A 12,559-nucleotide genomic window follows, 5' to 3' on the forward strand; every position below is an offset into this window, starting at 1 on the left:
CGACGCCGTCGAGGAGTTGCAGGCGGAGTACGGCGAGGTGGCGATGGTCGGCGATGGCATCAACGACGCGCCCGCGCTCGCCACCGCGGAGGTCGGTATTGCGATGGGAGCCGCCGGCACCGACACCGCGCTCGAGACCGCCGACATCGCGCTGATGGGCGACGACGTCGGGAAGCTGCCGTACCTCTACGAACTGTCGCACACGGCCAACGGCGTCATCCGGCAGAACATCTGGACGAGCCTCGGCGTGAAGGCGCTGCTTGCCGTCGGCGTGCCGATTGGGCTCGTCAGCGTCGCCGTCGCTGTCGTCGTCGGCGACATGGGGATGAGTCTCGGCGTCACCGGGAACGCGATGCGGCTGTCACGGATCGAGCCCGACCGGTTCTCCGACACCTGACGGCCTCCTTCACTCTCCAAGTCTGCTGTACTCCCGGAGCTGTTCCCGGAGGCCGTCTTCCTCGACTGGAGGATCGAACTCTCCCTCGTTCTCTCGTGCCCACTCCGTCAGCTCCCCGACGTCTTCGTCGAAGTGCCGGCGTAACGCTTTGATCGTGCGGTACCGCTCCGTGAGACCTGTGTGGTCGAGGTAGAGGCGGAGCTTTGCGCCCGCCTCGGTCAGGCGGTATGCGTGGGAGGTGCCGCGCCCCTCGATTTCTCGGCGCTCGTACAGTCCGAGTTCCTCGCCCTCCCGCAGGCGGGTCGAGACCGTCGACCGGCTGACCGTCGATTCCTCCACTAACCGTGTGAACTGGCTCCCGTTTGGTTCGATTTCACAGAGCAGTTCGACCGCGCCCTTGGCCTCGAGGTAGGCCGACAGGGGTGCGTCCGAGCCGTCTTCACCACTCATGGCACCAATAGTACAGTACATACTATACTAATACTTGGGGATTGTGCCGCCGCTGAACGGTGCAGAGCGGATAGAATACCGACACGCGTTTACGCGTCCCTCCACTTCACAGGCATCAGTCACCGACGGGGTCTGCTTCCCGGAAACACGGAAACGACACGCCCTCAGTTTAGTACAAATCATACCATTGATCGGCAAAATGATGCTCGCGAACGCGGCGGACGCGGCGACAGCCGACCCGAGGAGACACCGAGTCGTCACCGTCTCGAACCCTCCATAGATGCCGCTGGACGACTCCCTCCGAGACGCCGTGAACGACGTGCGGCTGCAGGCGGAGGAACTCTTCCCCGAACACGGCAATCTCACGTACGTCATCGGAAAGATCGTCCTCCCGACCCACCTCCTCGCGGACGGACACGACCACCAGACCAACACCCCCTTCGACTTCGAGGGGATGCTCAAACTGGCCATCTACAGGCGCGTGACCGGGATGAGTCAGGAGGCCATCTCCGACCAGCTCGAAAGCTGGCCCTACCTCCAGCAGCGGTTCGGCTTGGACGGTGCCCCGTCGCAGGAGACCATCTCCTACACGAAGCGACACCGGTTCGAGGATCTGGACACGCGCCATTTCCTGCGGGCGGTCGCCGACGAGTTTGCCGAGTTGACCGAGGAACACGACTCCACGTACAGCCCCGACCAGCCGCCAGACAGCGATCCGTCACCGGAGGAGGTCGCGGCGAGCGGCGAGCCGATTCACCACTACGTGGATCGGCACGCCAAGCACGTCATCACCGGGGCGCAAAACGAGGTCTGGCCGGTGCTTGACACCGGCCGCGCCGACAACACCAAGCACGCCGACAGGCGGGTGTGGGAACACCAGACCGCGATGAGCCTCTCGAAACGCGCGGGGACGCACAGCGTGTTCCGGACGTTCAACAAGTTCCGCCGGGACGCACTCCACCACGACACCCACCTGTACGCAGTCCAGATGCTCGGCCTCCCCGACGATCACGACTACGACCTCTCCGAGTACCCCGGAGCCCGCCTCCCCACGCCCGACTGGCGAGACGTCGCCTCCTCTGTCACGAACCAGTTCAACGCCGCCGTCGACAGGCAGATGGCCAACATCGCGCCGACCGCGCTGTTCACAGAGCCGGTGGTGGCCGCCCTCGACACGACCCACGACCCGTTCAACGTCTCCCCGTGGAAGGACGAAGAGGACATCGAGCCGGAGGACGACCGGATCGCGGTCGGCAGAGACACGGGAAGGACGAAGGTGCCAAAGGACGACTACCCCGAGATGGTGAACGGCGGCGAGGACAGCCACACCTACCAGTACGAGTACGCGACGCTCACGGTCGTCGGTCGGAACGCACCCATCGTGCTGGCGGTCGAACCCGTCCGTCACGACTCGACGTGGGAAGGGGAGGAGGGGGAGACCGTCAGCTGGGCCGAAGTGGTCGACCGCTTGCTCACACAGGCGCGGAAGCACGTCGACATCCAGCTCGTGATGGCCGACCGGGCGTTCGACGGACACGCCGTCGGCCACGTCATCGACCAGTACCACGGCGTGAACTACCTGATTCCCAAAAAGAAGAACGCGACCGTCGGGGGCGAGAACGTCGCCGACAAGTTGGGCGACGTGAAGGAAGACATGACGCTGCGGAGTCGCGTCGAACGGGACGCGTCCCTGTACCTGACCTCGGACACCCCGTACGTGGACGTGGCGGACGACCCGACCGTGGGCGAGGACGGCTACAGCCACGACGCGAGCTTTCTGTACGTGCCGGCGGAGGACGAGGACTGGGCCGTGGACGAGGACAACGAGTACGCCGTGTTCGTGACGAACGCGGACGACGTGTCGCCGATGGAGGCCATCGGGCTCTCTGACGAGTACTCCAAGCGGTGGGACATCGAAATCGAGTACAAGATGGTCAAGCCGCTGCTGCCGTCGATCCGGTCGACGGACTACCGGATGCGGTTCTTCACGTTCGCGTACAGCCTGCTGCTGTACAATCTGTGGCGGATGGTGGATCACTCGCTGAAGACGTTGGTGTCGGAGGTGTACGACGAGTACGGCCGAGGGCCGCACGAGGAGCGGTTGGATCCGTTGCTGACGCTGGCCGACCTCCACATGACCGTGGTGGCGTTGATGCTGTTGCCGGACGGGGTCGACCCGCCGTTCTGACGGGGGCAACTTTCTAGTAATTATTCTGACCGATTAGCGACTCGTAGCTCTGCCACACTCCGTTTTCGCCGGTATTTATCGGAAAGAGTATGTTTTCGTCGGTGGTGGCCGGAGCAAGTCCCGACTGACCTCCCAAATACCGATTCACCCCCGATAATCGGTTGATTCGGTTGGTAGCTACCCCTACTTTCCGAAACTATGGACAACCAGGCTCCCGAGACCGAGAACGACGTCTCGGTTCCGAGAAAATTCGTACGGATGGATTGAGTTGACATGGCATACTTCACCTCACGGCTGATTTTGTCAGATGTAGTAAAAAAGATTGATGGTGTTCGTGATTTCTAAGAGTCGGGGCTCATTTCAGGAACGCGGATATCCGAGGTGAGTTGGATGATTCTCAAGAAGGAATTCGGTCACCCTCTACGGACTGATTGTGTGCTGGGGCGTGTAAGCGGGAACACTGATGAAGCCGAGCCCACCGAATTCTGGATCTCGGAAAATTCGCTTGAGGGACTCCATTTGCTGATTTAATCCTCTGTACTTACCGATCCTCCCAGTAGCTAACAGATTCTGAGAATTTAACTCGAGCGGATGTCAATTAATCAACTCCCATTGGTTAGTCATTCCTCCATAGACACGGTTTAAAACTCGTCGTCTCGAGAAAATACGGGCAAACAAAACAGGGTGGCGGAGGAGACGCAGTAGAACTGTACTCGGAGACCGGTCAACGTCTTCAATATCGATCCCGGCAGCGGCACGAATTGCTGCTCCCAGAACCTTGGGATTACGAGTTTCAAGAAAGTATCTCACAACTGTGGCGAAAATGTACTCCGTTTTCATCCTCTGATATAAACTGTCAGGAAAATTGTGTAATTGGCCGCTGTTAGCCAACTCTGCGGCCAAGAATCCCGATTCAACGGCCTGTGAGATCCCCTTTCCGGTGAGTCGGTTTGCGATACCTGCAGCATCACCCACCCGTACGACGGAATGCTCCGGTAGATAGGTTCTGTCGGGATCAAGGCTTGGTCCCTCGGGAATGATTGCGACGTTCGTCCGTTCCTGCGACGGGACTGGCCACCCATTCCGCTTACAGGCTTCCCTCAATGCCTTCATATAATCACTAGGCCGGTCACTGACCGTCCAGCCGATACCAACGTTGGCTCGTTGCGATGTCTTCGGGAATGCCCACGAGTACCCTGTATAGTTCTCCAGAATTATCCGGCTGTTCGGGTACAACTCGGTGAAGTCCCCTTCGACATCACTGTTAAGCGCTACCATATATCCTGAATACTCGTTGGTTGTTCCGAGCGCTTTACTAGAGAGTGATGGCTGACCGGTTGCATCAACGACGAGATCATACTCATCGGTGAACTCGTGGAAATCTGTCCGTGTGATAGACTGGTTTTCGTGGATGTCAACACCCTTCTCTGAGAGTTGTTCTGCCCAGGACTGCTCAACGACATTTCGGTCCGTTATATATGTATCCGCAGCAGGAAAGGTGCCGGCTCCAGTGCGGTGGCGATCGGCGTCGATTCCGTCATACACCTCCACTTCCATCGCTGGCAGCGGATTGAGAAAGCCGTTCTCTACAGTCGGCTCGAGTGGGATCTTCGATACCGCTGTCATCGCTTCTCCGCAATTAACGCGTTTGCTATCGTAGGACTGCCGCTCATATAGTTCGACGACGAATCCAGCGTCGTCGAATCCAGCAGCTGCTGCAAGCCCGGCCATCCCTCCACCTATTACCGCAATTTTGGACGTTCGTGTCATCGGTTTTTGCCAATCTTTGAGGCCATCGTTAAGCTCCCAACAGCATCCGAAGTGACCCACGAACGCCCATCGGGAGTCCGATCGCTCCGATGAAGAACGTCATAAGCCACCACCACGTGTGATTCATCTCCTCTTTCGCATCGGCGAGATACCACACGATGCCGACAGTCACGACGAGTTTCAGCACGAACGTCGATCCGGAGAATCCAGTCGCCTGGTACACGAGATTCGTCACGACCAGCTTTGGGGAGTAGCCGAGGAACGTCACACCGATGAGATTCTGCGCAGCGTCCCACAACTGGCCGAAAACGGCCAGCAGAATTAGCGGGTGTCGAAGGTGTGTGATATTGACGAAACTCGCGCCCCAGTAGTAGAGTGCGGTTACGCCGAGCGCTATCCCCGTCGTCGCGACAGGAACCCATAGGCGGAGTGGGGTCGATGTCGAGAGGCCGTGCCAAACAGCCCACCAGACGGCCCCGACAGCCCACACCGACCCGACGAGCCCGACTGTTAGCGGGATAGATCCGATATTTTGGTCACGCAAGAGTGCACCGACACCGAGCGCGAGGATGGTGACAGCGGTGACGACGATGTAAATCGATGGCGTGATGAACCACACCGCGTAGTCCCCGAGCAGCCCGAGATCCTCGAGGGCGCGCATCGCCCCACCTGCGATGATGATCGGAGCGAACCCGTAGGCCAGTCGTGCGTCGAACGTGACGTCGAGTTGGTCGAGATACGCACGTAGTCCGGGGAGGCTGTATACGACTGCCGCGAGGTAGATTACCGTGTTCACCGCGTTGTAGCCCTGGACAGCACGAACCCCCTCGTGCGTGACTGGCTGACCGGCCGCATCGGCGACGACTGGTCCCCAGAGATACTGCCAGATGAACCGGTCGTAGACCAACGTCGGAAACACGAGGATGCCCCCACCGAGAAGGACGAGCGGGGCCAGCAGGTACAGCGCCCACCACTCGCGTGAGCCGGTCTCCGGAAGGACAGTCTCGACGCGGCGGGTGACAGTACTCACGACCCGTTCACCTCCAATCGCCACGTCGTGCTTTTCGAGCGCCCCCACTGTTCGAGTGAAACGATTGTGAGTTCGTCCTGGAGCTGGCTGAGATACTGCGCGACTGCCTTGGGAGATCCGTCGAGGTCGCTGGCAATCTCGCGAGCCCGGAGGTATGTCGGTTCGCTACTGGCTGTCTCGACGAGGTACCTTCGAACCGTGTGCCGGGAAATATTCGACATTGATCTAGAGGTGACGGTTAGCGAAGAAATCCGAAGAGCTTGTAGTCGTGATCGGGGGTGTACCGCCGGAACAGGAGACTGTTCGTCAGCACCGACACCGACGAGAACGCCATTGCTGCTGCAGCGAGCACGGGCTGGAGGAGGCCGAGCGACGCTAACGGAATCATCGCCGTGTTGTAACCGAGCGCCCACACGAGGTTCTGTTTGATCTTCTGGAGTGTCGCGTCTGAGATTCGGATCGCCTTTACCACGTCGAGCGGGTCGTCTCGCATCAGCGTGACGTCTGCAGCTTCGATGGCGACGTCGGTGCCGGAGCCGATTGCTGTCCCGACGTGTGCGACCGCGAGTGCCGGAGCGTCGTTGACGCCGTCACCGACCATCATCGCCTGCCGGCCCTCGTCTTGAATACTGTCGACCGCGTTGGACTTGTCCTCAGGAAGGACTCCTGCGCGGACGTTCTTCGGGTCGATACCCACCTGTTTAGCGACCGCACGGGCAGTTCGCTCGTTGTCGCCCGTAATCATCATCACGTCAACTCCCCGCTCTTGGAGTGCTGTGACAGCCTGCTTGGAGCTTTCCTTCACTGTGTCGGCGTCGGCGACCACACCCACGAGCTCCCCCTCGTAGGCGACCAGCATCGCCGTCTTCCCCTCGTTCTCGAGGCGTTCCATCGTCTCCTCAGCGGGAGAGGGGTCGATCCCGTTGTCCCGCAGCAGCTTGCGGTTGCCGACCAGCACCTCGCTGTCACCAATGACTGCTTTGATCCCGTGGCCCGGAACGTTCTCGAAGTCGTCAGGCTCAGTCACGTCCAGGCCGCGTTCTTCGGCCCCTTCGACGATTGCACGGGCGAGCGGGTGTTCGCTGCCGCTTTCAGCTATCGCCGCCAGTCGAAGCACATCATCCTCTGAGAGGCGCTCACGGGTGCTGAGCTGTCCACCATCTGGGGTCGGCTCGCCACCGTCAGTCACCACATTTCCATCGCTATCAAAGACGACCACGTCGGTGAGTTCCATTTCACCCTCCGTGAGGGTGCCCGTCTTGTCGAAGACGACCGTGTCGACGTCTTTTGCGCGTTCGAGGATGTCACCGCCCTTGAACAGGACGCCGTTCTGGGCACCAATCGTCGTCCCGACCATCGTCGCTGCGGGCGTCGCCAGCCCCAGCGCACAGGGACAGGCGATGAGGATCGAGGACGCGAAGACAATTATCGCGAACTCGAAGACTGAAACGGTCCCACCGACCGGGGCCGGGCCGCCAGCAACCTGACCCCACAGCGGGAGCCAGTCGACGAAGCCAGCGAGAGCCTCGGGGAACAGGAACCAGACGACACCCCAGAGAAGGGCGTTCGCGATGACCGCAGGCACGAAGTACGCGGAGATGCGGTCGGCGAGATTCTGGATGTCGGGCTGGCGCGACTGGGCCTCCTTGACTGTCTGGACGATCTGTTGGAGGGCCGTGTCTTCTCCAACCTTCGTCGCCTCCACGACAAGGACGCCGTTCTCGTTAATCGTCGAGCCGACGACCTCATCGCCCTCCTCTTTCTCGACAGGCACAGATTCGCCAGTGACCATTGACTCGTCGACGGCAGACTGACCGTCGACAACGACACCGTCTGTGGGAATCTTCTCACCTGGACGAATTTTCATCCGGTCACCAGTTGTGACCTCTTCAAGCGGAACTTCTTCTTCACTGCCGTCCTCGCGGACAATGGTCGCCGTTTCGGCTTCCATTTCGAGGAGCTTTCGGAGGGCCTCACCCGCTTGGCCCTTCGACCGAGCTTCGAGATAGTTACCCAACGTGATGAACACGAGGATGAGGGCTGCCGTGTCGAAATAAAGTCCACCTGCAATGAGTTCAGCAAGGACTGCCACAGAGTATAGATAGGCCGTTGTTGAACCGATCGCAATCAGCACGTCCATATTGGCGCGGCCGTTCTTCACGATCGCCTTGTACGAGTTCTTATAGAACGGCCAGCCGAGGATCGCCTGTACCGGCGTGGCGAGGAGGAACTCAACCCAGCCAAGTTCCACACCGAAGACGGCTTCAGGGACGATCGCGCCACCGAGCAGATAATTGTCGATGAGGAAGAAGAGCAACGGTGCCGATAACACTGCCCCAAAGAGGGTCAACCTGAGTTGCTTCCGAGTTTCGGCTTGACGGGCGGCATCTCGTGCGTCCTGGCCCGACTCTTCGTCGGCACCATCTTCGCGGACGGGCGAGTAGCCAGCCTCCTCGATAGCATCGTACAGCGCACCAATAGATACTTCCGCAGGATTGTAGGTGACCTGTGCTTCGTCGGTTGCGTAATTGACCTCCGCATTAACGACGCCCGGAATATTTTCAAGAGCGGTTTGGTTGGTCTCGGCGCAGTTGGCACAGGTCATATCGGAGATGGCAATCGTTACCGTCTCAGAGACTGCGCCGTACCCGGCCTCGTCGATCGCGTCGTAGATTTCTTTGAGCGATACCTCTTCAGGGTCGTAGGTGACGGAACCCTCGTCGGTGGCGAAGTTCGCATCCGCCTCCGATACCCCGTCGAGCGATTCGAGAGTGTCCTGGATCGTCGCCGAACAGTTGGCGCAGGACATTCCCGTGATATCAAGATGGATTGTTTGGCTTGTCATGCTTGTTCTACTATACGGGGTCTAGGTTTAGGCGATTTACTGCTTCGAGAGGCGGGGTTTCGACTGCAGGAAAATTTGGATTCCAAAGACGGCGTTACGCTCCCTCTTCGAGTCGCTGATACCGATCGTCGAACCGTGTGAGACAGGACGGACAACAGAAGTGATAGATCTCTCCGTCGATTCTCGTCGTTTCACCTTGATTATCAACGGTATTGTTACATTCAGCACAGGTGAGTGCAAATTCGACGCCATCAACGGACGGCGTCCATTCAAGCTCGTCAATTAGTGTGACGGTGTAATCTGCTACATCGATCTCGTTAAAGAGTCCATCTACCCACTGACGTACGTTCTGGGCTTCAACACGGGCATAGAACCAAAGATCTCCTTCGGAGGTCGTGAAGACGTGTTCAACGCCATCTGACTCTCGAGCCCGCTCGCGGGCGGCCTCCAACGACGCTGAGCCGATTTCGGCCTGAATAAATACCGGTACACCAGCTCGGAGATGAGCCCGGTTGACGTCAATCGTGAAGTTGTTAATGATGCCAGCTTCCTGTAATCGCTTTACCCGGTCAGAAACGGCTGGCCCCGACAAGTCGACCTCCTCGCCAATATCGCTGAACGGGCGGCGGGCGTCATCAGCGAGTAACGAGAGGATTTCTAAGTCGGTTTCATCCAAATTGCGCATACGACCGCTTCGTCTCGCAGGATACATTATTGTTGCCCACAACACACCTTCGAAATCGGTGATCTAGGGCTGCGACAACATTGGATTCTAAGCAGAAAACCACATAGAATACTCGCCCCTATCTACGAATGGATATGACTCAGACAATCACCGTCGAAGGAATGACCTGTGAACATTGCGAGCAGACCGTCGAAGAGGCACTCGAAGAAGTTGAGGGGGTTACGTCCGCTACTGCGGATCGTGACTCAGAATCCGCGACGGTCGAGGGGTCCGCTGAACGGGATGAGCTTGTGACTGTGGTCGAAGACGCTGGATACGATGCCTCTGCGTAACAAATCCCGATTCTCGTCGAATCGGATTCGGAGAGGGATTGATACGACTGCCAATCCCAGGTGTAGATACTATGACTGATACACTTCCGTTCGATGCCGTCCGCGAGCTCGACGTCGACGGGACGACGTACAAGATGGCCGATCTTCGAGCACTCGAAGAGCAGGGGCTCTGTGACCTCGACACGCTCCCTGTGAGCATCCGTATTCTGCTTGAGTCGGTGCTCCGGAACGCCGACGGCGAAACTGTTACTGCAGCGGATGTCAAGAATGCTGCTGGCTGGAAGCCAGACGTACCGGACGCAGAGGTTCCGTTCTCTCCATCACGAGTCGTCCTGCAAGATCTCACCGGTGTACCCGCAGTCGTCGACCTGGCGGCCCTTCGATCCGAGGTCGACCGCAAAGACCGAGATCCCACCCTGGTCGAACCGGAGATTCCTATTGATCTCGTGATCGACCACAGCGTCCAGGTCGACTACTTCGACTCCGAGGACGCCTACGAGAAGAACGTCGAACTGGAGTACGAGCGAAACGCCGAACGGTATCGCGCGATCAAGTGGGCGCAGAACGCCTTCGAGAACTTCAACGTCGTCCCGCCGGGGACCGGTATCGTCCACCAGGTGAATCTCGAACATCTGGGTCGGGTCGTCCACGCCCGCGAGCAAGACGGCGAGAACTGGCTCCTGCCGGACACGCTCGTCGGCACGGACAGCCACACCCCGATGATCGGTGGCATCGGTGTGGTCGGTTGGGGCGTCGGCGGCATCGAAGCGGAAGCGGCGATGCTCGGTCAACCGGTCACGATGAAACTCCCCGAGGTCGTCGGCGTCCGTCTCGAAGGCGAATTACCCGAGGGCGCGACGGCTACGGATCTCGTGCTCCACATCACCGAACGACTCCGCGAGGTCGGCGTCGTCGACCGGTTCGTGGAGTTCTTCGGTCCCGGTGTGGAGAATCTCACAGTCCCCGACCGGGCCACGATCGCCAATATGGCGCCCGAACAGGGCTCGACGATCAGTATGTTCCCGGTCGACGAGCAGACGCTCGAGTATCTCGAACTCACCGGGCGTGATCCCGACCACGTCGACCTCGTTCGCGAGTACCTCGAAGCCCAAGGGCTGTTCGGGGAACAGGAACCAGAATATACTGAGGTCGTCGAGTTCGACCTCTCGACAGTCGAACCGAGTCTGGCCGGACACAAGCGGCCACAGGACCGGATTCCGATGGGGGACGTGAAACAGAGCTTCCGGGGACTTCTCCACGGGGAGTTCGAGGACGACCTCGATGATGTCGACGAGGACGCCTTGCAGCGGTGGCTCGGTGAGGGTGGTGCAGCTGATGCGGAGACCGACGGTGGCGTTCAGGTCGAACCCGAATCGGAACTGCACCCGTTAACCAAACGTGTCGAGGTCGACCTCGACGGTGAGACGGTCGAAATCGGACACGGAGACGTCCTCGTCAGCGCCATCACGAGCTGTACGAACACGTCGAACCCGTCGGTGATGATCGCTGCTGGACTGCTCGCCCAGAACGCCGTCGAGAAAGGCCTAGACGTCCCGCCGTACGTCAAGACGAGTCTCGCACCGGGTAGCCGTGTCGTCACGCAGTATCTCGAAGAATCGGGGCTGCTTCCGTATCTCGAAGAGCTCGGGTACGCCGTCGTCGGCTACGGCTGTACCACCTGTATCGGTAACGCTGGGCCGCTTCCCGATCCCATCGAGCAGGCAATCGACGACCACGACCTCTGGACGACGAGCGTTCTCTCCGGGAACCGGAACTTCGAGGCGCGTATCCACCCGAAGATCCGCGCGAACTACCTCGCGAGCCCGCCGCTCGTCGTCGCCTACGGGCTCGCAGGGCGGATGGACATCGATCTCGAACACGAGCCGCTGGGCACTGACGATGAGGGTAACCCAGTCTATCTGGCGGACATCTGGCCGGACGCAGCGGACGTGCAGGCCGCAATCCACGAGAACGTCTCTCCGGAGATGTTCGAGGAGAAGTACGCCTCCGTGTTCGAGGGCGATGAGCGATGGGCTGCTCTCGACGCGCCCACGGGTGACGTCTACGAGTGGGATGAGGACTCGACATACATCCGTGAACCGCCGTTCTTCAAGGACTTCCCGGTAGAGAAACCCGGCGTCGCCGATATCGAGGACGCACGCTGTCTACTGACGCTCGGCGATACCGTTACGACCGACCACATCAGTCCAGCCGGCCCGTTCGGTCCCGACCTCCCCGCAGGTCAGTGGCTGCTCGATCACGGTGTCGAGCCACACGAGTTCAACACCTACGGCGCACGTCGGGGCAATCACGAGGTGATGATGCGGGGGACGTTCGCCAACGTCCGAATCGAGAACGAGATGCTCGACGACGTCGAGGGTGGCTACACGATCCACCACCCGACCGACGAACAAACCACGGTGTTCGAAGCCAGTCGCCGCTATCGGGACGAGGGGATACCGCTCGTCGTGATGGCTGGCGAGGAGTTCGGAACTGGGTCTAGCCGGGACTGGGCGGCGAAAGGAACGGACCTGCTCGGTGTCCGCGCAACCATCGCCGAGAGTTACGAGCGCATCTACCGCGACAACCTCGTCGGCATGGGTGTGCTTCCCCTGCAGTTCGATGATGGCGACTCGTGGGAATCTCTCGGTCTGGATGGGTCGGAGGTCTTCACGATCCACGGCCTCGATGACGGGCTCGACGTGATGGACGAACTGACCGTTATCGCCGAGCGTGCGGACGGGTCGACTGTCGAGTTCCCGGTCACAGCACAGGTCGGCACGCCGGCCGCCGTAACCTATATCGAACACGGCGGAATCCTCCACTACGTCCTCAGACGCCTCCTCAGACAGTAACACCAAC

Annotated in this window: 10 protein-coding genes; 4 read left to right on the forward strand and 6 right to left on the reverse strand. The window is 59.7% G+C overall.

The window, feature by feature from the left end; genetic code table 11:
- Positions 1–397, forward strand: a 397-nt coding sequence (locus E4S61_RS22570; protein WP_135306177.1) for an HAD family hydrolase, incomplete at its 5' end; no start/stop codon positions are given.
- Positions 398–406: 9 nt separating this feature from the next.
- On the opposite strand, the gene E4S61_RS22575 is transcribed toward E4S61_RS22570, so the two are convergent.
- Positions 407–847, reverse strand: coding sequence for a winged helix-turn-helix transcriptional regulator (locus tag E4S61_RS22575; RefSeq protein ID WP_162498094.1), 441 nt, complete (start codon positions 845–847; stop codon positions 407–409).
- 280 nt (positions 848–1,127) lie between these two features.
- Between E4S61_RS22575 and E4S61_RS22580 the strand changes: the two genes are divergently transcribed.
- Complete coding sequence (locus tag E4S61_RS22580; protein ID WP_092817287.1) at positions 1,128–3,035, forward strand: hypothetical protein; 1,908 nt, start codon at positions 1,128–1,130, stop codon at positions 3,033–3,035.
- Between the two features lie 594 nt (positions 3,036–3,629).
- Here the strand turns inward: E4S61_RS22580 and E4S61_RS22590 are convergent.
- The 5 genes from E4S61_RS22590 to E4S61_RS22610 form a co-directional block, all read right to left on the reverse strand.
- Positions 3,630–4,805: an NAD(P)/FAD-dependent oxidoreductase gene (locus E4S61_RS22590; protein WP_011222414.1), complete on the reverse strand. Its 1,176-nt coding sequence runs from the start codon at positions 4,803–4,805 to the stop codon at positions 3,630–3,632.
- Positions 4,806–4,833: 28 nt separating this feature from the next.
- Positions 4,834–5,835 (reverse strand): DUF63 family protein, encoded by a 1,002-nt coding sequence (locus E4S61_RS22595; RefSeq protein ID WP_004594600.1) that lies wholly within the window; start codon positions 5,833–5,835, stop codon positions 4,834–4,836.
- Positions 5,832–6,056, reverse strand: coding sequence for a DUF7123 family protein (locus tag E4S61_RS22600; RefSeq protein WP_004594599.1), 225 nt, complete (start codon positions 6,054–6,056; stop codon positions 5,832–5,834). Before E4S61_RS22600 ends, E4S61_RS22595 begins: the two co-directional genes overlap by 4 nt.
- 17 nt (positions 6,057–6,073) lie before the next feature.
- The gene (locus E4S61_RS22605) at positions 6,074–8,680 is read right to left on the reverse strand and encodes a heavy metal translocating P-type ATPase (protein ID WP_004594598.1); all 2,607 of its coding nucleotides are present in this window, start codon (positions 8,678–8,680) and stop codon (positions 6,074–6,076) included.
- Between the two features lie 94 nt (positions 8,681–8,774).
- On the reverse strand, positions 8,775–9,365 hold the full coding sequence (locus tag E4S61_RS22610) for an AsnC family transcriptional regulator (protein ID WP_049986206.1): 591 nt from the start codon (positions 9,363–9,365) through the stop codon (positions 8,775–8,777).
- A gap of 134 nt (positions 9,366–9,499) precedes the next feature.
- On the opposite strand from E4S61_RS22610, the gene E4S61_RS22615 reads away from it, so the two are divergent.
- Positions 9,500–9,697, forward strand: a complete 198-nt coding sequence (locus E4S61_RS22615) for a heavy-metal-associated domain-containing protein (protein WP_049938510.1) — start codon at positions 9,500–9,502, stop codon at positions 9,695–9,697.
- 71 nt (positions 9,698–9,768) lie between these two features.
- Complete coding sequence (acnA, locus tag E4S61_RS22620; protein WP_011222418.1) at positions 9,769–12,552, forward strand: aconitate hydratase AcnA; 2,784 nt, start codon at positions 9,769–9,771, stop codon at positions 12,550–12,552.
- Positions 12,553–12,559 lie beyond the last annotated feature (7 nt).

The sequence above is a fragment of the Haloarcula amylovorans genome, assembly GCF_004681185.1.
GTDB classification, from domain to species: Archaea; Halobacteriota; Halobacteria; order Halobacteriales; family Haloarculaceae; genus Haloarcula; species Haloarcula amylovorans.